Source organism: Sphingobacterium sp. UBA5639 (genome assembly GCF_002421245.1).
Taxonomy (GTDB): Bacteria; Bacteroidota; Bacteroidia; order Sphingobacteriales; family Sphingobacteriaceae; genus Sphingobacterium; species Sphingobacterium multivorum.
Genome location: NZ_DIJR01000001.1, coordinates 40021 through 64445 on the forward strand (window position 1 = coordinate 40021; position 24425 = coordinate 64445).

The 24425-nt window shown below is 40.5% G+C and carries 24 protein-coding genes; 11 read left to right on the top strand and 13 right to left on the bottom strand.

The features are described 5' to 3' along the window. Position 1: 1 nt before the first annotated feature. Together B4Z90_RS00205 and B4Z90_RS00210 are read right to left on the bottom strand one after the other, a co-directional pair. The gene (locus B4Z90_RS00205; RefSeq protein WP_159333223.1) at positions 2–3292 is read right to left on the bottom strand and encodes an efflux RND transporter permease subunit; all 3291 of its coding nucleotides are present in this window, start codon (positions 3290–3292) and stop codon (positions 2–4) included. Between the two features lie 10 nt (positions 3293–3302). Next, positions 3303–4691 (bottom strand): TolC family protein, encoded by a 1389-nt coding sequence (locus B4Z90_RS00210; protein WP_159333222.1) that lies wholly within the window; start codon positions 4689–4691, stop codon positions 3303–3305. Positions 4692–4861: 170 nt separating this feature from the next. Between B4Z90_RS00210 and B4Z90_RS00215 the strand changes: the two genes are divergently transcribed. Together B4Z90_RS00215 and B4Z90_RS00220 are read left to right on the top strand one after the other, a co-directional pair. Next, positions 4862–5872, top strand: a complete 1011-nt coding sequence (locus B4Z90_RS00215) for a sensor histidine kinase (protein ID WP_159333221.1) — start codon at positions 4862–4864, stop codon at positions 5870–5872. A gap of 3 nt (positions 5873–5875) precedes the next feature. Then, the gene (locus B4Z90_RS00220; RefSeq protein ID WP_159333220.1) at positions 5876–6571 is read left to right on the top strand and encodes a LytR/AlgR family response regulator transcription factor; all 696 of its coding nucleotides are present in this window, start codon (positions 5876–5878) and stop codon (positions 6569–6571) included. 44 nt (positions 6572–6615) lie between these two features. Here B4Z90_RS00220 and B4Z90_RS00225 read toward each other — a convergent pair whose 3' ends face one another. Further along, on the bottom strand, positions 6616–7512 hold the full coding sequence (locus B4Z90_RS00225; protein ID WP_046675049.1) for a LysR family transcriptional regulator: 897 nt from the start codon (positions 7510–7512) through the stop codon (positions 6616–6618). Between the two features lie 97 nt (positions 7513–7609). Here B4Z90_RS00225 and B4Z90_RS00230 point away from each other — a divergent pair, with 97 nt between their 5' ends. Both B4Z90_RS00230 and B4Z90_RS00235 read left to right on the top strand, forming a co-directional pair. Next, on the top strand, positions 7610–8221 hold the full coding sequence (locus B4Z90_RS00230; RefSeq protein WP_159333219.1) for an NAD(P)H-dependent oxidoreductase: 612 nt from the start codon (positions 7610–7612) through the stop codon (positions 8219–8221). Between the two features lie 80 nt (positions 8222–8301). After that, positions 8302–8592 carry a putative quinol monooxygenase gene (locus tag B4Z90_RS00235; RefSeq protein WP_070567167.1) on the top strand — a complete coding sequence of 97 codons (291 nt, stop codon included), beginning with the start codon at positions 8302–8304 and terminating at the stop codon, positions 8590–8592. A 143-nt stretch (positions 8593–8735) separates the two neighbouring features. On the opposite strand, the gene B4Z90_RS00240 is transcribed toward B4Z90_RS00235, so the two are convergent. From B4Z90_RS00240 to B4Z90_RS00260, 5 genes are all read right to left on the bottom strand, one after another. After that, positions 8736–9059 carry a hypothetical protein gene (locus B4Z90_RS00240; protein WP_070566978.1) on the bottom strand — a complete coding sequence of 108 codons (324 nt, stop codon included), beginning with the start codon at positions 9057–9059 and terminating at the stop codon, positions 8736–8738. Positions 9060–9148: 89 nt separating this feature from the next. Next, positions 9149–9886: a type 1 glutamine amidotransferase gene (locus B4Z90_RS00245; RefSeq protein WP_070566976.1), complete on the bottom strand. Its 738-nt coding sequence runs from the start codon at positions 9884–9886 to the stop codon at positions 9149–9151. 11 nt (positions 9887–9897) lie between these two features. After that, positions 9898–10629 carry a YggS family pyridoxal phosphate-dependent enzyme gene (locus B4Z90_RS00250; protein ID WP_070566974.1) on the bottom strand — a complete coding sequence of 244 codons (732 nt, stop codon included), beginning with the start codon at positions 10627–10629 and terminating at the stop codon, positions 9898–9900. A gap of 1 nt (position 10630) precedes the next feature. Then, the gene (locus tag B4Z90_RS00255) at positions 10631–11167 is read right to left on the bottom strand and encodes a GNAT family N-acetyltransferase (RefSeq protein WP_083296001.1); all 537 of its coding nucleotides are present in this window, start codon (positions 11165–11167) and stop codon (positions 10631–10633) included. A gap of 110 nt (positions 11168–11277) precedes the next feature. After that, entirely contained in the window at positions 11278–11790 is a 513-nt protein-coding gene (locus tag B4Z90_RS00260) for an FMN-binding negative transcriptional regulator (protein ID WP_083295995.1), read from the bottom strand. 152 nt (positions 11791–11942) lie between these two features. On the opposite strand from B4Z90_RS00260, the gene B4Z90_RS00265 reads away from it, so the two are divergent. Next, positions 11943–12437, top strand: a complete 495-nt coding sequence (locus B4Z90_RS00265) for a GNAT family N-acetyltransferase (protein ID WP_070566972.1) — start codon at positions 11943–11945, stop codon at positions 12435–12437. Positions 12438–12529: 92 nt separating this feature from the next. Here the strand turns inward: B4Z90_RS00265 and B4Z90_RS00270 are convergent, their stop codons facing one another. Continuing rightward, complete coding sequence (locus B4Z90_RS00270; protein ID WP_083295994.1) at positions 12530–14350, bottom strand: mechanosensitive ion channel family protein; 1821 nt, start codon at positions 14348–14350, stop codon at positions 12530–12532. A 272-nt stretch (positions 14351–14622) separates the two neighbouring features. Between B4Z90_RS00270 and B4Z90_RS00275 the strand changes: the two genes are divergently transcribed. Next, positions 14623–17091 carry a glutaminase family protein gene (locus B4Z90_RS00275; RefSeq protein ID WP_070567163.1) on the top strand — a complete coding sequence of 823 codons (2469 nt, stop codon included), beginning with the start codon at positions 14623–14625 and terminating at the stop codon, positions 17089–17091. Positions 17092–17367: 276 nt separating this feature from the next. On the opposite strand, the gene B4Z90_RS00280 is transcribed toward B4Z90_RS00275, so the two are convergent. Continuing rightward, a complete protein-coding gene (locus B4Z90_RS00280) occupies positions 17368–19287 on the bottom strand; it encodes a sensor histidine kinase (protein WP_070566968.1) in 1920 nt (639 codons plus the stop codon). Further along, on the bottom strand, positions 19284–20027 hold the full coding sequence (locus tag B4Z90_RS00285) for a LytR/AlgR family response regulator transcription factor (RefSeq protein WP_083295993.1): 744 nt from the start codon (positions 20025–20027) through the stop codon (positions 19284–19286). Before B4Z90_RS00285 ends, B4Z90_RS00280 begins: the two co-directional genes overlap by 4 nt. Positions 20028–20214: 187 nt before the next feature. On the opposite strand from B4Z90_RS00285, the gene B4Z90_RS00290 reads away from it, so the two are divergent. From B4Z90_RS00290 to B4Z90_RS00305, 4 genes are all read left to right on the top strand, one after another. Further along, entirely contained in the window at positions 20215–20868 is a 654-nt protein-coding gene (locus B4Z90_RS00290) for a Pr6Pr family membrane protein (protein ID WP_070566966.1), read from the top strand. Positions 20869–20940: 72 nt separating this feature from the next. Further along, entirely contained in the window at positions 20941–21462 is a 522-nt protein-coding gene (locus tag B4Z90_RS00295) for a hypothetical protein (RefSeq protein ID WP_070566963.1), read from the top strand. 128 nt (positions 21463–21590) lie between these two features. Continuing rightward, positions 21591–21998, top strand: coding sequence for a VOC family protein (locus B4Z90_RS00300; protein ID WP_046675059.1), 408 nt, complete (start codon positions 21591–21593; stop codon positions 21996–21998). A gap of 255 nt (positions 21999–22253) precedes the next feature. Continuing rightward, positions 22254–22517 carry a hypothetical protein gene (locus B4Z90_RS00305; protein WP_070566961.1) on the top strand — a complete coding sequence of 88 codons (264 nt, stop codon included), beginning with the start codon at positions 22254–22256 and terminating at the stop codon, positions 22515–22517. A gap of 81 nt (positions 22518–22598) precedes the next feature. Here B4Z90_RS00305 and B4Z90_RS00310 read toward each other — a convergent pair whose 3' ends face one another. Continuing rightward, positions 22599–23222 (bottom strand): HPP family protein, encoded by a 624-nt coding sequence (locus B4Z90_RS00310; RefSeq protein ID WP_070566959.1) that lies wholly within the window; start codon positions 23220–23222, stop codon positions 22599–22601. A 382-nt stretch (positions 23223–23604) separates the two neighbouring features. On the opposite strand from B4Z90_RS00310, the gene B4Z90_RS00315 reads away from it, so the two are divergent. Continuing rightward, positions 23605–24063 (top strand): VOC family protein, encoded by a 459-nt coding sequence (locus B4Z90_RS00315; RefSeq protein WP_159333218.1) that lies wholly within the window; start codon positions 23605–23607, stop codon positions 24061–24063. A 2-nt stretch (positions 24064–24065) separates the two neighbouring features. Here the strand turns inward: B4Z90_RS00315 and B4Z90_RS00320 are convergent, their stop codons facing one another. Further along, the gene (locus tag B4Z90_RS00320) at positions 24066–24398 is read right to left on the bottom strand and encodes a winged helix-turn-helix transcriptional regulator (protein ID WP_046675064.1); all 333 of its coding nucleotides are present in this window, start codon (positions 24396–24398) and stop codon (positions 24066–24068) included. Positions 24399–24425: the final 27 nt, after the last annotated feature.

Here is a 24425-nt window from a genome sequence, read left to right on the forward strand (position 1 = left end):
TTTACGATAAAGGTTTTAATGCGGCAATATAGTGTTTACTTTCTTTGTCTTCAGGATCTAATGAGATCGATTGTGTACTGCTTTTTTCTTGCGCCCAAGCAAATATGAGCGGTAAGATGACGAGTACGGCAAATGTTGAAAATAGTAATCCGCCAATGACGGCTCTACCGAGTGGTGAAACTTGTTCACCACCTTCACCATGGCCAATGGCCATAGGGAGCATGCCTACAATCATGGCTAAACTGGTCATGATAATGGGTCTAAGCCGTAAGGATGCTGCCTCACGAGCGGCAGCCAGCGCATCTCCATGATGCCGACGGATATGTTCGGCATTGGTGATGAGGAGGACAGCGTTCGCAATGGATACACCCACCGACATGATAATCCCCATGTAGGATTGTAAGTTGAGGGTAGATCCGGTTAACAACAATAGAAGTAATGACCCCAGCACCACCGCAGGAACTGTGGTGAGTACAACCATAGAAACTTTGAACGATTGGAAATTGGCTGATAGCATCAGGAATATAACGATAATGGCAACAGCCAAACCAGATTCAAGGCTGCTCATGGTTTCTTCCAATACTTTTCCGAGGCCTATTTGCTCCATGGATAATCCACGCGGGAGTTCACCAAGGGCTTTGATACTACGTTTTACATCTTTGGAGGCTGTTTTCAAATCGGTATGATCAATATTTGCTGTAACTGATACATAGGGCATCGCGCCCAAATTGTCATTTTCTCCATAAGTGAAGGACGGTGTGATGGTTGCAACGTCGCTCAGTATTGGTCGCGCCGAATTTTTCAATAAAGGGATTTCACCGATTTCTTTCTCATCTTTCATTTTATCGATGGGAACCTGAACTTGGACATTATACGAGAGTCCTGCTTTTTCATCGATCCAGGTGTTTTTTTCGGTATAACGCGAAGATGAGGTGGACGCGATAAGCGATCGTGTCACTTCGCTGAGATCGATACCCAATTGTGCAGCTCTAATGCGATCTATTTTAATATCGTACGAAGGATATTTAATGGATTGTGCTAATTGTACATCTCTAAAGTAGGGGATGGCTTTTAGTTCCTCGATCAATTTTCCGGCGTACTTTTCGTTGTTCTTTTTGTTTTTTCCTGCTATCCGAACTTCAATAGGGGTAGGCGAACCCTGGCTTAATACTTTATCCGTAAGTTCGATCGGTTCAAAGGATACCTGTACATCGGGAACTGCTGCTTTCAGGCGTTTTCGGTATTCATCACGGAAACTGTCCATATCATGATGGTAGTCTTTCAGTGCTATTTGGAAAACAGCTTCATGTGGACCGGCCATGAAAAGATAGATCGGCGATACTGAAAACTGCCCGGGGTGCTGACCGATATAGACAGAAGATATGCTAATATGTTCTTTGCCAACCAGTTTTTCCAGTTCGGCCAGCGCCAGTTTTGCTTTTTCTTCGGTGCGTTCGATACGTGTACCTTCAGCGGCACGAAGGCGCATTTGAAACTGGCTGGAGTTGACTTTCGGAAATACATCCTGGCCTATCGTGGAAAGTAAAATGACAACAAGACTTAGCGCTCCAAGCAGATAGATCACCGTAATGGTTTTCTTTCTTTTGAACAAGCGATCGAGCATTTTCATGAATCTGTTTCTGAACCGTTCAAAAATACTGATCTTTCCATCGTTGTTAAAGTCGTCACGTTCCACCAATAGTTTCTTCTGATTCAAGGTATCCTGTTCGGATTCTACGGTCAGTCCAGATGCTGCAAACTGGGCTTCATCTGCATTTAAACCCTCGGATTTGGTCGCATGTGGAGCCTTATGGGCATGATCTTTCATAAACCAGTTTGCCATGATGGGAACGAATGTCTGCGAAAGAAGAAAGGATACGATCATCGAAAATCCAATGGACAGGGCCAAGGGAAGAAATAGCGAGCCCGGAATTCCCGTCATGGTAAATGCAGGTGCAAATACGGCTAATATACAGAGCAGGATCAATAATTTTGGTAAGGCGATCTCCTTACAGGCATCCCAGATAGCCAAGGCTTTGGGTTTACCCATATCCAGATGCTGGTGTATATTCTCGATCGTTACCGTACTTTCGTCGACCAAGATACCAATAGCCAGGGCTAGTCCGCTGAGGGACATGAGGTTGATGGTCTGCCCGAAGAGTTTCAGAAAGAGCACTCCGGATATCACGGATATCGGTATGGTCAGGATAACGATCAGCGCGGCTCTTCGATCACCTAAAAATAGGAGCACCATAAGTCCGGTCAGGATAGCTCCGATGGCACCTTCGGTAATCAAACTCTTTACCGAATTGATGACATAAACGGATTGATCAAATTCATACGATAACTTGACGTCGTCGGGTAAATTCTCCTGAATTTTTGGTAAAGCTGCTTTTAAGTTCTGGACGACTTCCCATGTGGAGGCATCGCCAGCTTTGGCAATACTGACGTATACGGAGCGCTTGCCGTTGACCAAGGCGTAGCCTGCAGTAACATCAGCTCCGTCCTTTACCGTAGCGATATCTCCAAGGTAAAGATTTTGTACACCACCTTTAAATAGCGGGATTTTTTCAAAATCTTTGACCTCTTTAATGGTATTATTGGTCGGCGTAATGTAGTTTTTATCCTGAATGCGTACGTTTCCTGCCGGGGCAGTTTGATTGTTCAGTCTTAGCGCTTCTACAACCTGATCGGGCGTCATATTGTGGCTCCGCATTAAATCGGGATCAACGTTGACCTCAATTGTACGTGGACTTCCCCCAAAAGGAGGGGGCGACAGTAGACCAGGGATTGACGTAAACGATGCCCGGACATAGACGTTGGCCAGATCTTGCAGTTCATTATTGGACCGTTTGCTACTACTCAATACCAGTTGACCCACAGGAAGGGAGGAGGCATCAAAACGAATGATGAACGGTGGTTGTGAGCCTGGAGGAAAGGAGGCCTGGATCCGATTGGCCAGGGCACTTAGCTCGGCTGCAGCCTGGGCCATGTTGGTGTCTTCGTAATACGATACTTTCATTAAGGTCAGACCTTGAATATTCTTGGTCTCAATGGACTTGACCCCATTGGCAAAAAGAAGGATATTGACGTAGTTTTTGGCAAAGTAAGATTCCATTTGATCCGGCGAATAGCCACCAAATGGATGGGCAATATAAATAACCGGAAGGTTCATTTTTGGCAGGATATCCACCTTGATCGATCGAACGGCACCTATGCCAAAGACAATAAGTCCCAATACGAGTACGAGGATGGATATCGGCTTGCGTAAGGCAAAACGTATTAAATTCATGTAATGTTATTTATAGTTCTTTGTTGAAAATATCAAAATCTCCCGCAGCGGCGGCTTTTAGTAAAAGCGACTGCCAAAGATTGATGTGGACGATCTCTCGATCGGTTTCGGCTCTATTTAATGTGTAAAAGGTCTGCGTCACGTCGACAAGTGTCGCTAGGCCGTTTTTATACATCGTCATTTTTTGATTGTAAGCTTGCTGAGCTGCCGACACTTGTCGGGGAGCTTCTAGATCACTTTTTCGGGCCAATTGGATTTTCACATCAGCGGCATCCAGCTGTGCTGTCAATTGGGCTTCGGCAGTTTGGTATTCTTCTCTTAGGGCATCGTTCGTAAAGCGCTGTGCACTGATTTTTTTATTGATACGCGCAATCGAAGTCAGGTTCCAGTTTATGCCCAATCCCAAGAGATAATTTTGCCTACTGGGACGAACCCCTTGCCAATAATTTGTGCTATATGCTTGTAAATCCGTAATGTAGTCACTCTTAAAACCAGATCCTCTGGTCTGAAAGACCCCAAAGGCGCTTACAGTGGGAAGATACTCTTTGGTTGATAGTTTCAATTGTTGTTCGCCAAGTTCAATTTTACTTTTATAAAATTGCAGAATAGGATTACTTTCAATCAAGTTGCCTGAAAGGGGCGTTAGCTCGACGGGTGTTTTCTGGACGAGCAAGGTGTCTATTTGCAGGTCTTTTGCTGGTATTCCCATCAATACTGTCAATTTGTTGTTTTGCTCCTTAACATTTTCACGGGCCTGATTGAGGCTGATTTTAGCGCGCGATACTTCCGCTGAAGCAAGTGTAGAATCTACTCCGGGCAATATTCCATTTTTTACTTTGGTGGCAGCAATATTTAAAAATACCAGTGCACGATCCAGATTCATCTGTTGATTTTTTTCCAATCGTTGACTAGCCAATAAATTGAGGTAAGCCGCAGCAATCTTGATTTTATGCTGGAACTGTTCCTGACCGAGATCGGCCTGTAGTCGTTTGGTATCGGATTTGGCCAATTCGATACGTTCTTTTTTTCGTCCAAAGGTGTAAATGTCCCAATTGACATTGGCTAAGTAAAGCGCACCAAATGCGGCATTCCAATTTTGTTCTGGAAGAGCGGCTCCCGAAGAAGCTACACCCAGCCCACCAAATCCATACAGCGGACCATTTTGTCCGTTGACTGTTCCAAAGTCCTGTTGGGCTACGATGTTCAGATTGGGCCAAAAGTCGCGTTTGACTTGTTCATTGGTCTGCAGGGAGGACTGGAGATAATATTCCTTTGCCTTGATATTTCCATAATTTGCAATACCCTGTTCTACGGCATCGCGAAGCGTAAGCTTCTGAGCGAAGGAAGAGGAGGTCGCAAGTGATACAGCCAATGACAGCACTAAATTCAATTTCAGCATAGGTTATCTATCATTTTATGGACACGAAGATAGCGATGAGATGAATTGCGATGTCCCTTTAAAATGATCTATAGCGTTTAAAAGTGACCAATTTAATTCGTCATTTATTTTTCTACTGTTATAAACTTAAAACTTTTACTTTGTAACAGATTTTTAACAAAAAAAGGATTATGAGAAAGGTTTTGGAGAACAAGGTGATACAGGAGATCGTGCTATTGATCTTTTCGTTTATCCTCTTTACTTTGAACGATTGGATTTTGATCCTGAGCTGGAAGGGATTTTTGATGGGGGTGTTCTATTTCTTGATCCTTTATGCGCATGCGCAATTGAATCGCTTTTTCCTGTTGCCATTGCTACTGAAGAAGAATAAACCGCTGTTGTATATTTTGGCGTCGGTGGCAACACTACTGGTTTTTGCACTCATATTAAAAGAGCTAACGGATAACGTGATCTACAAGAATTGTTTTCTTTACAAGAATCTTGTTCAGAAAACGTTCCATTATCAATTTGGTGTATTATTGGGTTCGTTGATCTGTATATTGGGTAGTATCCAATTTATAGAGTTTTATCGCTTCCAACGGGTGAAGACCCGACGTGAACTGCTTTCCAATCAGACGCAATTATCGCATTTAAAAAAACAGCTCAATCCACATTTTTTATTCAATACATTGAATACCATTTATGGTATTAATTTAAAGTATCCGGAACGTACCTCCGAATTGATCATCAAAGTTTCCCAGCTTCTCCGTTATCAGATGGAATGCAGCGATCGGGAATTTGTCGGTATGGATGATGAGATCGATTTTATCTCAAGTTATATCGAGCTGGAGCGCGAACGGTTAGGCTATCGCACGAAAATTGAATTTGATTATCAAAAAAAAGAAGATATCAATTATCAGATAGCGCCGATGCTTTTGATTACTTTCGTAGAAAATGCTTTTAAACACGGAACCTGCAGTATTGAAGATTGTTTTGTACATATTTCGATCAAGATTGAAAAAGGGAACTTATATTTGCATGTACGGAATTCTGTTCCCGTTAAGAAAAGGAATGTTTTTTCGGCGAAAATAGGTCTGGAAAATACAATAGCGCGGTTAAAGCTTTTGTATCCTAATCGGTATACATTAACGACAAATTCCAAGAAAGAGGAGTATGAGGTGTCATTGGTTATCAATCTTTAAACAATGAATAAAAATAGCTGTATTGTGGTTGATGACGAACCTGCGGCGCATTATGTACTGGTAAATTATATTGAAAGAAGTACTGATCTGCAGTTGGTCGCTCAGTGTTATAATGCTTTTGAGGCATTGGAGTTTCTTCGGGAGAACAAAGTAGATTTAATCTTCCTGGATATTGAAATGCCCGAAATTAATGGGATGGAGTTTCTGAAGATGCTGGATAACCCGCCCAAAACGATTTTGACAACAGCATATTCCGAATACGCATTGGAGAGTTATGATTATGGCGTTGTTGATTATCTGTTAAAACCTATTTCATTTCCTCGTTTTTTTAAGGCTGTTCAACGTTTTTTATCCTATAACACGGCTGTGTCGCCCCAGGAAAAAGAACCTAAATCAATTAGTATACGCATGGATGGCCGTATTATTGACGTTAAATTATCGCAGATCGATTTTATCCAGAGCTTTGGCAATTACGTGAAAATTGTCACTCCTAGTCAGACATTTTTGACCGCAAGCACCACCCAGCAAATTCTCACACAGGTGCCGGCATCAAAGTTTATCCGTATCCACAAATCTTACATTGCTTCGATCAATAAGGTGATCAAATATGAGCATGGAATGGTGCAGATCAATAATACGTCCCTACCGGTCGGTATTACTTTCCGTCGGGAGTTACAGGAGCGGCTAGCCAATAAATAGGTCTGAGCGAATGGAGGTCTTGTTGCTATGAGCGAGTCAGGTGACTACCATTTCTCTTTTAACAGCGTTTCCAACTGCCCAATTTCTTCCTGATACATGGTTTTCTTTCTAGTTCCGAAGTAAAGGATATTTTCGACAGGCGATGTCCCTTCCCAGATTAGTTTTATTTTCCCGGATGCAATTGCTTCAGCACATAGGAAGTCAGGAACAATCGAAAAGCCTGTATTGTTGCTCAAACAGCGTATGATGGAGCTAATATTGGGAACAATATAATTGGGGCTAAAGTCTGGATGTTCGCCAAAGTGTGTTGACCAGTAGTTTTTTAAATGATCCATATCGGCAGCCGTGCTATACCATAATTGTTTTTTAAGGAGTTGAGCTGCTTCTTTAATTTTATTGGCACTCAGCAGTGCTTCCAGTGTGGATGTATCCGTCTGACACCCTGCAATCAAGACAATACGTTCTTTTGAAAAAGCTTCATACTGTAGATTCTGTTGGTTTCCTTTTTGAGGCGTAATAATAAGATCCAATAAACCATTATCAAGATCCTGTTGCATCTGCGGATATTCTCCAAATTTGATAATTAAATTGAAGGGGAGCTGGGCAATATGTTCTTCGAGGGTGTACTGAAAGGTCTCAAAACACATTCCGATACTGATCGTTATACGTTCGTCCAATGCCCGTTTGTGAAAATGCTGTTCACCGGTTTCTAGTTTTTTAAGCGGATCAATAACATAGTTATACAAGATTTTCCCCTTTTCGGTCGGCACCATTCTTCGCGCAGAGCGATCAAAAAGCTTGTGCCCCGTAAATGCTTCCAGGGAATTCAGATGTAAGCTTACCCCCGGCTGAGAAATAAATAATTCCTGTGCAGCTGCAGATAATGTTCCGGTTTCATAGATTGCCTTAAATGTACGAAGCCATTCTAAGTTCCATTTCATAGTTATTATTTTTATGATACAAATATACAATTTAAATTATTTGTATGATTCAAAAATATGATAGAAATTTGTATTATCAATAATAAAAATTATAGAGATGAAAATATTTATTATCAACGGCGGACAGAAATTCGCACACTCGGGTGGTTCTTTCAATACCACAATAACAAATTGGACCGTTGAAACATTGGCTGAAAATGGATTTGAAACAAGGGTTACCAATATCAATGATGATTTTGATCCAATGGTTGAAGTTGAAAATTTTAAATGGGCAGACATTATCGTTTACCATTTTCCTGTATGGTGGTTCCAGGTTCCGAATCGTCTGAAACTTTATATCGATGAAGTCTTTACGGCCGGCCACAACAACGGTATCTATAAGAGTGATGGTCGATCGCGTAAGAATCCGGCAATTAATTACGGCACCGGGGGGTTGATGCAAGGTAAAAAATACATGGTGACTTCGAGCTGGAATGCCCCTGAGACAGCATTTACAATGGAAAATGAGTTTTTTGATCAGCATTCAGTTGATGCCGGTGTTTTATTCGGTTTTCATAAGATGAATCAGTTTGTAGGATTGGAACACCTGGGAAGTTTCCATTTTCATGATATGGAAAAGGGGGCATCTCAAGAACGTGTCGACAATTACGAAAAGGAATATAAACAATATTTGGAAGAGGTCTTCCATTTGGAAACTACGTTGAACTAAAAATTTATTGATCGATAAATCGCTTTATCCATGGCGTTATTGCGATGAAAAGAGTAAATTACCAAAATAAAATCAATAACATGAAGGTATATTTAACCGCAATTTTAAAAGCAGTTCCTGCACATCGGGAAGAAGTATTGGCATTATTGTTAGAAATGGTCGAGGCAAGTAGGAAAGAAGAAGCGTGTATACAGTATGATCTGCACCAGGTAAACAGTGATGAAAATCAATTTATATTTTATGAAATCTGGGAAGATCAAGCGGGCTTGGATGCGCATAATCAACAACCTTATATTGTGGCATTTGGAAAAGTGGCTGGTGAAAAATTACAGGAAACGCCTCAAATTATAGCAATGAATAAGATTGCTTAATTTACCATGTGGTCTGTCCGGACCTTATTGAGAAGATAGCAAACAACATGTGTAGTGGATGATTTGTGTGGGCCTAGGATATGAACTATAATTGAAGTATTGGTGGTGCCAAAATCATTTGTGTTGCCTAGATAGAGCGTGCTCTATTCTGATTTGGTGACGCGAATGATTTTGTTGGTACCTTGCTGAACAGCGACGTCGACTTTATTTCGTTGCGTGTAGCTCTGTTGCAGGAGATTCAATTTTTTGGTCAGCTGACCATCTTGATTATCTAGCCAGAAGGTAGCAGCCATGATACCAATTTGCACTCTGTAACTGGAATCAGTTTCCGGAACAAGCTGCTCGATAATCTGATGTTGATACCAGGTCAGTTTTTTGTTTTCTTTTTGGGAAACACAGCTGTACAGGAGAAATGCCAGAAGGGCGACATAGCCCATTTTTAGAAGTTTACTGCGTCTTAGGTCCATCAATAGTTCTTTGTGTTAATATCAAATCTACGATTTTTTATCCAACTAATGAATTACCTCTACGAATTTTTATGGCCTCATTTAAACAGTTATGCGCATTTATTGACCAGACTTCTCCTGTATGCACATTCAAGTAAATCTAAAAATGTATGAAGTTTATTGTTCATTTCGTTGTAATCATAAGCCTGAATTACGTCGGGTAATTGCACAAATTGGTGCAATTGGCTTTGGAGAAGGAGATCTTCTTCTGAAGCTATCAATAGCCGGACGACTTCAGTCGTGAGTTCCATATGGCATTGAAATCCGTAAACGAGATTTGTATAACGCACAATTTGCCTAGGGCAGCCGGCGCTACTTGCTAAGATTTCACTTTCAGGGGTAAGTCCAGGCATATCGTTGTGCCAATGTCCAACCGATAACGGGCTGCCAAAATGTGCTATTTTGGAGTCGTTTATTCCTGCCGCTGTAAGCGTGATGGGGAAAACCCCAATTTCTTTTTGTGGACTATGTTCATACTTTGCCAATAGCGCTTCGCCAATCAGTTGTGCGCCCAGGCATATACCAACAACTGCCTTGCCTGCATCAATACATCGGCGGATAAAGGCGATTTCGGCCTTAGCGTCAAAATAAGGGTATTCGGAAGGGGATGAATCTGGGCTTTGAGGTCCGCCCATAATGATCAATACATCGACGGAATCAATTTCGTCTGGCAGAAGGTCCTGTTGGTAGACCTGGGAAAAGGTGACCTCATGCTGTTGTTTTTCTGCCCAGGCTAAATAGGCTCCGGGTGCTTCAAAAACTTCGTGTTGTATAAAATGTATCCGCATTGGTTTTTATGTTATCGGTTTTCGTTCCAGTAATAACTATTTGGAGTAGGACGCTGTCCAAAAATTGCCGTTCCTACCCTGACAATCGTCGCGCCTTCCGCTATAGCTATTTCTAAATCCCCGCTCATGCCCATCGACAGTTCTTTCATCGATACATCAGGAATAGCTAGGGCTATAATTTGTTGTTGAATATGTCTAAGCAATTTGAAACAGGCTCGTACCTGTTCGGCCTCGGCACTCAATAGACCTATCGTCATCAATCCTTTAATCTTTAGTGTGTTTAATGTTGCTATTTGCTGTACTAGATCGATCACTTCCTTTGGAGCAGCGCCGTACTTGCTCTCTTCAAAGGAAGTATTCACCTGAATGAGCACCTCCATGGTTTTATCTTCTTTTAAAAGTCGTTGATGCAATTTTTCGGCAAGATCTATACGATCTATTGAATGGATGCAGGATACGTTGTATTTAAGCAGATCCTTGATTTTATTGGTTTGCAGGTGGCCAATAAAATGATTAACATGCGGAATAGTATTTAAATACTCAAATTTGTCTTTTAATTCCTGTACTTTATTTTCGGCAATTAAGGTTTGACCAGTTTGCAGTGCGATTTCGATACGTTCGGCAGGTACGGTTTTAGTCGCTAGCAATAATTTTACTTCGCGTGGGTCGCGCTGATTTGCTTTGCACGCTTTGTCGATACGCTGTTGTATAATGCGTATATTCTCTGTAATAAACTCATCCATGTTACGGTTGTATTGTTTTTTTCATCATAATATCGATTTGCTTATCGTCGCCCAGTTGAAATATATGCTTGTCGAATGCCACAAAGCCATTTTTCCGATAGAAATTGATCGCGCGGGAATTTTTTTCCCAAACACCAAGCCAGATAAATGAAACTGCTTTTTTTTGAGCTAAGACTAGTGCTTTCTCGAACAATAGCTGCCCCACTTTTCTACCGTGAAATTCCTGTAGAACATAGATGCGTTCAATTTCCAATGCCTGTGGGCTTTGGTTTTCGGTCTGCGCTTGTCCGGTATTTATTTTTAAGTAACCGATAACATTATTTTCTAAAACGGCGAAGTAAAATTCAGACTCATCATGGCAGAGCTCGGCCAATAATTTTTCTCTTGCAAAACCTTCCGTTAGATAAGTCTTCATGTTCTCTTCGGTGTTTGTGTCTGAAAAGGTCTGGATAAATGTTTCTTTTCCAATATGCTGCAGCAGGTCAATATCTGTTAGTTTTACTTTAGTGATGGCTATTTCGGTGTTATTTTTGTTCATTTTTTTCATTACTTATTGATCCATTTTTCATTGCTGCGGCAATATTTCTTTCGAGCTCATTGTCGCTATTTTTCAGAAAATCGCGGATACGCTGTTTTTCTGTTTCACTTTTATTTTGACCTAATTTTTTTTTGGCCCTGTAAATCCGTAACGACAAGTTCGAAGGCGATGATACCTCGCATCATGCCACTTTTGAAGCGATCGGAGAGATTGTTCCATTGTGTTAGATAAGCTTCGTCGTAACTGAGGATCATTTGCTCTAAAGCCTTGTTTATTGCTTTTTCCTCCGTAAGGATAGATGCAAGACCATAGGCATGAACCGCAATGTAGTCCCAGGTTGGTACACTTTCCTCCTTGTCGTAGTGCTGTGGCGAGATATAAGCATGTGGTTCGGAGAAAATGACTAATGACGGTGTATTTTCGATATAATTGGCTTGTTCGTTTGCGCGAGCGAAGTGTGATGTTAAAAGCAGCTGATCTTTATCTGTACGGATGTGGAAGGGGAGCTGGGTTGCTATTGGAATCCCCTCTTTAACCGATACGATGGTGGCAAAACTATATTGTTGCATAAATTCAACCTTTTCTGCGTAATCTTCGAACTGGAAATGTTTGGGTACATACATGCAAATAGCTATTTCTTGATTTAATTCAAAATTACGGCCAATGGGTGCAAATGAGCTAGTCCAAATTGAATAATGTAGCTGGTCCAGTGTTCATTTATTGCGCTTGCTTAAGTATATTTACGTTAAAAGATAAGCAAAAAAAGACGCCAAAAATGGAGAAATATGAGCTAAGACGTTTAGAAATAGGAGAATGGCAGCAATACAAAAAGATAAGACTGGAGGCCTTATCTTCTGCTCCTGAGGTGTTCGGTAGCAATTATCAAAAGGAAGCGGCTTATAGTGATGCCGAGTGGATGGCCTTACTGGGCAATCCCAAGTGTGCGATATTCGGTTTGTATAACCAAGAATTATTGATTGGGCTGACTGGTGTCGTGTTGGATCGGACGGATGAATCAAATGCGATTTTGATCGCGTCTTTCATTCAGGAAGGCCATAGAGGCCGGGGGTTGTCCCGCTTGTTTTATGAAGCGCGTATAACATGGGCACGTGAACAAGGCTGCCTCCGGATTACGGTATCTCATGGGGTTGGTAACGAAGCCTCGAGAGCTGCAAATCAATCGTTTAACTTTGCGTATACACATTCAAGAGATGTCGTTTGGCCTGATGGGGTCAAAGCAGAAGAGCTGATCTATGTTTTGAATCTTTAGTTAACCTGCTTCCTGCTGTTGATCAATTACTGCGTTCAGTCCGGTCTGAACGCAGCAACTGATCTATAAAATACAGCGCATGGAAACAAGCTTTAAAGTTCGTTTTCGTGCGAACTGTTGGGTGCTTTCGGATTATATTGCTGGACATGATCAACTTTGGCAAATAGGTGTGGACCATTCATTTCAATTCCTGCCGCTAAAAAGTCATCGAGGATCAATTGAAAAATTTCAGATTTTGCCAGTTCAATTTCCGCGGATCTAGCGATGTAGACATTCAGTTCATATAAAACATAAAAGTCGTCTAATTTTTTTTGCAAGACGAATGGGGCAGGACTAAGGTTGACTCTTTTTATTCGTGGCGGGATGTTCAGCAGCAATTCGTGGATACGTTGCCAAGGTTCTTCATAACCGACTGTCAATTCCACCTGAAAACAAATTCCCTCTTCAGAGAATGTCGAATAATTGACGGTATTTCCCGAAAGTACCGAGGAATTGGGAATGGTAATTTCTTCATTTTTTATCGTTCGAAGCCTGGTTACCAGGGGGGATTTTTCGATAACAACGCCCGTTTTGTCGGCGATAGTGATACGGTCTCCGATACGGAAAGGACGCATATAGGTGATCACAAGCCCCGCTATGATATTGGAAATCGCAGAAGATGACCCCAAAGAGAACAGGACACCAATAAATACGGATATTCCTTTAAAGATATCTGAATTTGCGCCGGGTAAGTAAGGGAATATGAGCACCAGCGTGAAGGCTTGGAGCAGAAAACGAACAATAGTAAAGGTTGGCATGGCAAAATCGCGATGAAAACCATTGACCTCTAATTTGCCTTTGTCAATTTCGCTAAAAATATACTTTATGAATCGAACGGCATACCGCATGACAACGAGTATGACAAATACAGTAATCAGATTGGGAATATAATCCCAAATGGCCAAAACTGCAGTCTTCAGGGGCTTTGTAAAAAGTCCAATGAGATTGGATGCCCAGCTCTGTGTAAATGGAAAGACACTAAAGACAATCGGCAGCATGATAAAGGCAATGAGTACGATCAAGCCCCAACGTAAGATATTTATGGCATTAATAAACATCCGTGTTTTTTGTACGGAGGTGACAAGGACGTAATTTTTGATCTTAATGTCTTTGATCCGCTGTGTTCTTTCTGTCAATATACGTCGCGTACCATATTTTTTCAATTTGTTTATCAATAGAATCAATATCGAAAAAACGACTAGAATGAGAAATACAAGCCCAATACGCGTAAGAAGTTTTGTAATGCTGTTATCAGCACGTTCCGTTTTGATTGAATCCTGAATTCTTTTTAGGTAGTTTGCCGCAATCTCTTCTTTGCTTTTTCCTTCAAGAAGGGCATCGAGTTCTGTGACGGAAGTTATGACGAGATCTTTATAAACGATGTCGGCACTTATTTCGCTGTTTTCGATTTTAAAGGAATCTACTTTCACAAAATCGTCTTCATATAGATTATGGATTCTGCTGACCACATTGTAGGCGCGGTCTTTGGCTAATGATGATCCAAGTTTATTATAGATATAGAATAGCGTATCCTGAAATGGCGCGACCGCATATCTTTTTGTGTTTTTTTTGATGGAGTCTACTTTAACTTTCAGCTGCTGCTTCCGAAGGTTATTTTCTTCGTCAAACTCATTCAGCTGCTGTTTTAAATTTTCTTTTTTGGGGCTATTTTGACTTTTAAGATCGGCAATTTCATGCTGAAGCTTTACCCGTTCAAGAGAATCATTAATTTGCTGTTGTCTAATTCCGTTCAGTAGGGAACTTAGATCCAATTCTTTTTTATTGACCGAATCTGTTTCTTGTGCATAAAGCGGTGCGCTCGTTGAAAATAGACAAGATATAGTCATTAAGAAATAAACGTAAATACTTCTCATCGTGTTATTGGTAAAATTGAATGCCGATGTTTACTAGGTTATTTTGCGCATAACGATCGGACAGGTTCTCAAAGATAATAATTATCTCGATTAGACGGCAGATCGTCAAATATGATATAAATTGAAGGTAAAATGATACGATGCGACAGCTGAATTTAACTTATTCCGACTTTCTTTGTTAAAACGATTGAGCATATGCTCAATACGAAAAACTGTATAGCTAATTTTATCTAAAAAATATGATTAAACCTTTTCAAAAATCTATTTATGCAATGAACAAACTTGGGAAGATATGTCTCTGTGTTATTGTAGCCTGTGTTTCCACTGTTTTAGATGGACAAGCCCAAGAACGCAAAGCTCCGGCTTATCCATTGATTACACACAACCCCAATTTTAGTATATGGTCAATGACAGATCAGCTTCATGCATCGACAACAAAGCACTGGACAGACGCTGATCATTCGCTGTTGGGCTTAATTGATGTTGATGGTCATATTTATCGTTTTCTTGGCAAAGAGGAACCGAGTTATGCGGTTATTCTACCGACTGCCGAAGATAAATCTTATACGGTACAGTATACAGAATCAAAACCTCAAGGTGGCTGGGAATCTTCCGCTTATAATACGGATACGTGGAAATCGGGACTTGCACCCATAGGTGATGACGAGAAGCAGGTAAAAACCCTTTGGAAATCGGACGATATCTGGGTGAGACGCGAGTTTTCCGTAGCGGATCCGAAGGGTATTAATGAGTTGTTTTTAAAACTCAATCATGATGATAATATAGACGTATTTTTGAATGGGAAGAAGGTTTACGAAAAAGTAGGTTGGACCAACAACTTTCAGTATATACCGATTGACAAGACGAATTTGAAGGCTGGGCAAAATAATATTGCCATCCATTTGAAGAATAGTGCTGGCGGTCGTTATCTCGATTTTGGTTTGGTTGACAGGCTTAAAGAGCGTGGGGCACGGATTGAAGAAGCCGTGCAAAACGATGTAGAAATAACAGCGACGCGTACGGTTTATAACTTTCAGGCAGGTAAGGTTGATCTAAAATTAACTTTTACGTCGCCTTTGCTTATGGAAGATCTGAATTTATTGGCTCGACCGGTAAGCTATATCACGTATAACGTCAAAGCAAACGATGGCAAGCAGCATGCGGTTAAAGTTTTTCTAAGTGCATCCACAAATATTGCGGTGTATAAACCTTCACAGGAGGTGATCGCCGAAAAATATGAGACGGCAAAATTGTCTGTACTAAAGACGGGAACGGTCGAACAGCCTATTCTGCAGAAAGGGGCCGATGATATGCGGATAGACTGGGGGTATTTTTATGTTGCTGCGCCGAAGCGGGATAAAACGCAACAGTTTATTAGTCCGAGAGGCGGAGCCGTAGACGCCTTTAGAAAGGGAACAACGACATCGGTAAAAACTGTTAAGGGGACATCACTTGCGCTGAACACGGTCATTCCATTTGGCAATGTGGGGGCGAAAGTGGAGGAACGTTTTGTAGAGGTTGGGTACGATGAAATTTATGCGATTCAGTATTTCAAAAATAATTTGAGACCATGGTGGAACAACTCCGGTAAAGAAACGATGGAAAATCAGCTGACTTTGGCTGCAGATGAGTATCGTAAGGTACTCGATAAGTGCGTGGCATTCGACAAAACAGTGTATGCAGATGCGCTAAAATCGGGTGGAAAAGAGTATGCACACCTTAGCGTTCTCGCTTATCGTCAAAGTATTGCAGCACATACCTTGGTGAAAAGTCCACAAAACGAACTACTATGGCTTTCCAAAGAAAATAATAGTGGCGGATTCATCAATACGGTCGATGTCACTTATCCTTCAGCGCCATTGTATCTGATCTATAATCCGGAGTTGTTGAAAGGGATGTTAAGTGGAATATTTTATTTTAGTGAGAGCGGTAAATATCCCTATCCTTGGGCAGCGCACGATTTGGGTACGTATCCATTGGCCAATGGTCAAACCTATGGTGAACCTATGCCTGTGGAGGAATCGGGCAATATGATTATTTTAACTGCTGCAATCGCAAAAGTGCAAGGGAATGCTGACTATGCCAGGAAGCATTGGAAAACATTGACAACATGGGTAGATTATCTCGTTAAAGATGGTTTTGACCCTAAAACGCAGCTATGTACAGATGATTTTGCCGGTCACCTTGCACGAAATGCCAATTTATCTGTTAAGGCTATCGTTGGTATTGCTTGTTATGCGCAGCTAGCGGAGGCCATTGGTGAAACCGCAATAGCAAAAAAATACCGTGCAATTGCCGAGGAAATGGTTCCGAAATGGATGGAAATGGCATATGCTGGTGATCATTATGCACTGACATTTGATGATAAAAATACCTGGAGTCAAAAATATAATTTGATCTGGGACAAAGTGTTGGGATTGAATCTATTTCCACAGAAAGTGTATGATACAGAAATTAAGTATTATCTGACCAAGCAAAATAGATTCGGCATACCATTGGATAGCCGTAAAGCGTACACAAAAAATGACTGGATTCTTTGGACGGCATCATTTGCTCCATCAAGAGAAGCATTTGAAGCTTTGATAAAACCAGTCTATAATCATGCGATTCAAACGGAATCCCGTGTCCCATTAAATGATTTTTATGATTCGACTACGGGGATCCGCGAAAACTTCAAGGCGCGTAGTGTTGTTGGAGGTTTTTACATGAAACTTTTAGCGGATATCATGAAACAGAAATAAATGAGGAAAATGAGTAGGAGACGGGAGTCCACAATGAAATATTTAGTTTGTGTTTAGTTAATAAGACGGCGGGCAATTAAAGAATTGCTCGCCGTTTGTTTATAGGGTTATGCGTTTCAATATCCCGTATTTTACGGTATCGAAATTTGGCTCAACATGGTTCTTTTTTCTGATTTCTGTTGAAATACGTGTTGTCTTGCAAGTTCTGTATTGTTTTCCTGAAATTTTCACTGCAGTAGAACCTAGAAAGGACGTTAAATATTCCTTTGTTTGCCATTAATATGTCACTGGTATATGAAGGATGACTGTGGTACCAGCAGTTGGGTTTTTGGTGATCTGTACACTTGCTTTCTTGCCCAACAGCTGCATGCGTTCACGACTGATGGTCCCAGAGAGTGAACGATGGGTAATTACAGGAATGTCTGGATTTACTTTACCACTATCTTTAATCGTCACCTGTAGGATATCTTCAGATAACGTAAACTGGATGTCGATACTGCCATCGCCCGTTTCGAGGTTTATGCCATGCAGAATTGCATTTTCAACATAGGGTTGTATGAGCATTGGTGGTAGCATGACCGCACTTAAATCTTGATCTTCAGGTTGTGTGATATGGTAATGAAAGGCATCTTCAAAACGCATTTGCTGCAAGATCAAATAGTTTTCTAAGGTTTCCAGTTCCTCATTTAATGGAACAAGGTTTTCACGGCTTAATTCGAGATTGCTGCGTAGTAGTCGACTGAAACGATTTAAATATTTGATGGCATTTTCCTTCTTATCCAGGCGCATGAAGCTCTGTACAGCGGAAAGGGTATTGAAAATAAAGTGCGGTTCCATCTGTGTGCGCAACAACTGCTGCTGCAACAAGACCTTTTCTTTCTCTTGTATGGAACGGCGCTGGCGAAAACTGTAATATAGGAAGAAAAGTATGATGATCAATAAAATAACCGCGAGCGAGGATATGATCAGCCCTAAACGATTTTGTTGTAGCTGGAGTTTATTGATCTTGATATTTTCGTTCAGTATTCGAATAGATTGATCCTTCGCCTGGAGTTGATATAGGGCATTCATTTCTGCGATCGCTTGTGTATTCTCCGATTGGTAAATACCCCTTTGTAATTGCACAAGATGATTCAATACGTCTATTGCGGCTTTATTTTTTCCTTGCAAGCGATAGACGGCTGCTAGACTGTTTTGAAATGTAATTTCGTTGTTGGGAAAGATTAATTTTGGAAACTGCGCTTTAAGTTTGCTGGCTTTTTGGATGAATTTTTCTCCCAAGGCCGGCTTATTTAATGAAACATAGATTGCGGCAACATTACTGTAGTCTACGAATAAATTGTTCATCAATATAGAGGACGCTGTTTGTTGGTGCAAACGTTCATCTATCGCTATTTTTAGCAACTCATAATGTAAAATGGAGTCCGGTTTTTTAGCCGTTTCATAGTATTGGATCTTCGAATCATATAGAAAACTAATGTTGTATTTGTCTGGATTTTTGGCATGTAATTCTTCGAGTTGATGAAGGAAGGGGGCAATATCTTTTGCTGGCCGCTGTAAAGTATTCAGCGTCTGGATCATTTGTACCAATACGCGTTGTCGGTTAATGTGTCCTTCAGGCAGCGAATCAATTAGGGGGAGTACCGAACGATTCATTTTTTCTGCAAGGTTATACTGAAAGGAGCTCAAGTTGTTTTGGGCAGCGGACAGTAATATCGCTGATTTCGCTTCGGTTGACAATCCTGATGCGGTATCCGACAAAACAATCGTGGCGGCTTTGTTGTAATAATAGCCCGCTTCGCGTTGTTTTGCTTCTATGCTGCGGATATTTCCTATGCCATTGTAAATAAGAGCTTTGTATTTAGCGTTTCCGGTGGTGAGTTCAATGAGTTCGAGCGCCTGTTGAACAAAAAAAAGAGCCGAATCTTGGCCACTCATAGCATAGAGTCGTGCTAGATAATATTTTACACGGGCAGCGAGTACCGTGTCTTTTTTTACGGTGGCATGCTGGTCTAACTTTAACCAGGCAAGTTTGATGGAATCCCCATTTGCTGCATTTAATCTTTGGTCCTCCAGCGTTTTAATCTCTGCGGCAATAGCATCATGATCGGGCGACAGTGCGTCATTCTTTCGAGCGCAAGCGATCGAAAACAAAGACAGTAGCAGCCAAGGGAAAATGCGGTTCAATAGGCTCATTTTTCAGGGAACAGCTGATTTAAGATCGAGTTTTTTCTGCGTGATGAAATCGGAATTTCCTCTTTGTTCTTTAAGACAATATACTCGGAACGATTGACACCAGAAATATGTGACCTATTAACAAGATACGATTGATGGGTGCGTAAGAAATAGGGCGGTGGCAATAATTCTTCATAATATTTGAGGGGTTTAGAAATTAACTCCTTTGTACCATCATTTAAAAAGAAAAAAGTATAGGGACCGTCTCCTTTGCAGTACACGATGTTGTGAACGGGGACGATACGTACATGGTGTATGGAAGACAAGGCGATGCTTTCGGGAAGTTCGCTGGCGTGTAAAGCTTCCTGCACCATTGATAAACGCTGCATCCATTGGGGATTGTTTTCGCTTTTACGCCGGTAACGTTCTAATGCCTCGTTTAATTCGGTTTGATCGACCGGTTTCAAAAGATAATCCAAAGCACCATATTTGATGGCTTTGATTGCAAAATGATTGTAGGCCGTAATGAAAATAATATTCTGTGGAATAGCGATTAGCTTTTTTAGGATGTCAAATGCTGTACCATCACGGAGTTGAATATCCATGAGTATAACGTCTGGTTGTTTCTCTTCAATCAATTTTACAGCATTTGTCACCGTATCACTCCAGCCAACAAGTTCAACATCAGTTTCCTGTTGGATTAAATAGCTGATTTCTTTGCGTACCGCGGGTTCATCCTCGATAATGGCTACTCTGATCATTTATCAATACTTTATACCCTATAAAAATAATAATTGTAAGTAAGGAAACTGAATCCATTTACAATTCGTTGCAATTATTTACAATCTGGATTTAAGATTCGAGTAGGGGTGAATTGGATTTGATCATTTAAAATTCCAAATAGCAGTTGAAATTTTTATATTTAGTATTGTATAGACCACTAGAAATATGGAGGCTCAGAAGTCATTAAAATCGGTTTTTGCTGGTAGCATTGGTATAATTACCTTGTTTGCAATTGTTGGACAGTTTATCTTAAGTGCTCATACCTCCAAGCTTGACAGGATCGACTATATTATTCAGTTTTTTAGTTATTTTACAATTCTGAGTAATGTAATGGTTATGTTATGCTGTTTTTTTACTATTTGCTGGTCAAAGAGTCGAATGGGCCTATTTTTTACTAGACCCGAAACAATTACTGCCGTAACATTATATATTCTTATTGTCGGAATTATCTATAATACCATACTTCGCTTTCTGTCGCATCCTCAGGGTTTATCAATGGTGGTTGACGAATTATTGCATGTGCTCGCTCCTGTGAGTTTTTTCCTTTTTTGGTGGCGTTTTTTGGACAAGGGAACAATCCGGTGGAGTCATATTTTTTATTGGTTGATCTTCCCATTAGTCTATCTTTTTTATACGTTGTGGCATGGTTCGTTTTCTGGATTTTATCCCTATCCTTTTGTCAATGTTTCCGAATTGGGGATGGACAGGGTTATTTTGAACAGCTTTGGAGTAACGTTGGTTTTCATCGTCATTGGTACATTGCTCATTGTATTGGGAAAGTGGCAAAACAAACGGCGTTCTCAACGGATTAAAAAATAAGAAAACTCAAAGCTCTTCGATATTGTTATATCACAAAACGGCGTTTATTTTTTACTTTAATTGAATTGAAAAATGGTTATACGATTTTTTATCTGTGTCTCTTTGGTATTATGTGCGATTTGTTGTTTTGGTCAAGTGGATGTTGATAAAATGAGAGCCGAGTACGCGACTGCTGTTCAAAACAAAAAGCTCTGTGAAACGAATCTGAAACTATTGGAAAAAGCTGCCAATTCCGCCACAGAAAAGGGTTATCTCGCGGCTTATGAGATATTATGGGCAAAACATATGGGCAACCCGTTTACAAAATTGGGGCAATTCAAGAAAGGAAAAAAGCTCCTCGAAGAAATGATCATGAAATACCCTGACAATATCGATTTACGTTTTATTCGTTGGAGCGTGCAGACGCACGCACCATCTTTTTTAAGCTATGGTAAAGATAGATTGCGTGATAAAGATTTCTTGGTCAAAAATTTACATAAATTGCCCAATCCAAAGGGCCGAGAAGTAATATATACCTATCTGAAAGAAGCGAATGGTTATCTAAAAGGCGAGCATGTGTTTTCGCAGGCTGAATTGAATGAGCTCTCCAAGTAACGAGCTTTCCAAACAAGATTTAGCTATTCCACCAGTTCATTGATGCTAAATAAAAATCTTCGCATAGGCCAAGTTTTTTTTGGACGGAAATTTTCATCTTTGTTAGATCAGTAGCAATTAAACTTTAAATGATGAAACAGATATTTATAAATCTCGCGGTAGCAGATGTGAATAAGTCAATGGATTTTTATACACAATTGGGCTTTACGAACAATCCTCAGTTTTCGGATGAGCAAGGTAAATGTATGGTTTGGAGTGAGCATATTTTTGTTATGCTTTTATCTCCGGATAAGTTTAAAACATTTACGGAAAAACCGCTTGCAGATACAAAAAAACAGATCGCAGGACTATTTTCACTTGCTGTCTCTGGTCTGGATCGTGTGAACGAAATTGTTGATAAAGGACTGAAAGCTGGCGGTATAGAACCCACGCCAATGAAAGACTATGGTTTTATGCAACAGCGAAGTATTGAAGATTTTGATGGGCATACCTGGGAGATATTTTACATGGATATGAGCAAATTTCCAACCGCATAAAAATCACAACGGAATAATCGGTGGAAGCAAGGTCCCTGCAGTAATGTAAGGGACTTTTTCTTTTGATTTTAACGTAGCGAAGCAAGTGTATGCCGACCATTGCCGCGGGCGATTTTTTATAGGAAGTACGAATATTAAATCAGGGTAAGCGAATTATAGTTATGGCTTGTCAAAAACGGATGTGCACCCTACATTTGACGAAATGCTCGTTCGTGTTAGATAAGCGGATCAGTATTAGATCATAAAACTTGACATATGTTTAAAAATAGAAAGCTCAGCAAAAATCCGCTTCATTATGTTTATGCGATAATATGGATTCTTATATTTGGTTCCATCGCTTATTACGTTTATTCAGGTGCCGCATTTAAACCGGAGAATGGTAAAATCCATTTGGTCGCCATACTTATTGCTTGGGTGGTGGAGTATTTGGGGCTTACAATTACGAGTTTACTATTCCTTCTGTATGGAATTTATCGGGCTATAATAACTGTTTTAGATGACGGAAAGAAGCGATCATAAAAGGATAGCGTTTGGGCGTCTACCCAAAACGCTATCCTTTATTAGTTTTAGATCGTGTTATTCAATAGACCATAAAGACTTTTAATCAAGACTCGATGGGCTCCTGCTTGCTTCAAAACGGGTTTTTAAATGCTGTCTTCTTGAGCGGCGCAAACGTGATTTTTTTACAGGATAATGTCTCTTTTTCGTGATATTGTTAAAGATCAGAGCCACCAGGAATAAAATTATGCAACCCGATAGTACTGGACTTAATACATACCAATATCCCATCGCTGAAATTTTTGTTCCGCTGCTGACGGCAATGAGTGCTGTTGCTCCACCAGGAGGGTGTAGCGTGCGTGTATGCTGCATACAAACAATGGACAAGGCCACGGCGAAGGGAGCGGTCAGCCAGATAATATCGGGAAGGAGCTGTGCAACGGTAACCCCGGCGATTGCAGAAACAACATGCCCACCAATTAAGTTGCGGGGTTGGGCAAGTGGACTTTGTATGGCACCATAAACCAAAACCGAGGAAGCTCCGAAGGAGCCTATCAAAAAGATATTTTCCAGCGAAGGTAAATGAAGAGATTGGATATAAGCGATAATAAATATTCCTACAAAGGCGCCAATAAATGACCAAAAATGTTCCCAAGGATCGACTAACGTCTCTCTATAGATCACATATCTATAGATCCGTAATTGTCGGTGAAGATGCTGTTTCATTTTATTTGCAAATATATATAGACTAAGGGCTTTAAACTTTGCGTATTCTATCTCGATTTTTGAAGAATTTATAACATCCGATTTCTTATGTTGGATGTCACCATACTTTGGACAGTAAAGTCCATCGAAATGATGTCTAATGAATACCTCATATTTATAGACTCATGGTAGTTACAAAGCTTTTATTCCTTGTTCAGATCGAGAAATTTAATGGGCAAAAGTACATTAAAATAATAAAATCTATCTGCTATAATTTAAAATCTCCCTCTAATACTGCTAGTTTTAACGTATACTCTTTTATGGCCACCAGCCCAACTTACAATTTTGTAAGTTGTTCCAGTCTCCAGAAAAACACATTAGTTTTGTTCAAAAAATATACTTTATGGAATTGAAAGATAATATTTTGGGTTTTCACCACCTGTCGATTAAGGCTCAGGATTTTGATAAGACAATTGGATTTTATGAAAATCTCGGTTTTATTATTGTGCATGAATGGTCATTACCCGAGTTTAATTTAGAACGTTGTGCTATGCTTTTTAATGCCTCTATTGGCTATTATTTGGAAATTTGTGATAAGAATGCTACTATTCCAACGCAGGGAATAAGGCGTATAGAAGGGGAGGAATATGTCGAGAATGCGCTACTTCATCTGTGTTTTACGGTAGAAGACGCCGAAGATGCCCGAATACAGGCTATCGCCCATGGTGCTCAAGATTTGAGTGATGGAGTATTTCAACTCATACTCAGCCAAGGTAAAAAAGATGTTTTTGTGCGAAATAGCCTCGTTTACAGTCCGAATGGGGAAGTGATTGAGTTTTTGGAGCGTGTTGATTTTAGTTAAGGTTAGTCGTTGTTAAACCCGGAAAGCGCCGCCAATAGGGGTTTTAGTTTACGACTTTTATCGGTCAGCGAATAGATTGATGCTGTTTTACTTCGGTCTTTTTGAATGAGTCCGTCCAGTTGTAATTCTTTCAATTGTTTTGCGAGTGTACGATCGCTGACTTGGGGCAGGAGAATTTTGAATTCCGAGTAGTTCGTATCCTGCTCCAGGAGTTTGAATAGAATCGAAAGCTTCCATCGGCCACTGAATAATGCCAGCGTCTTGGAGGCGTTACAGAACTGTTGTAATGCTTTTTCATTGATTGCATTCGTCGAATTTTCTTTGCGGTCTTTCATAGCAGCTAATATCGATCATTTCTTCTA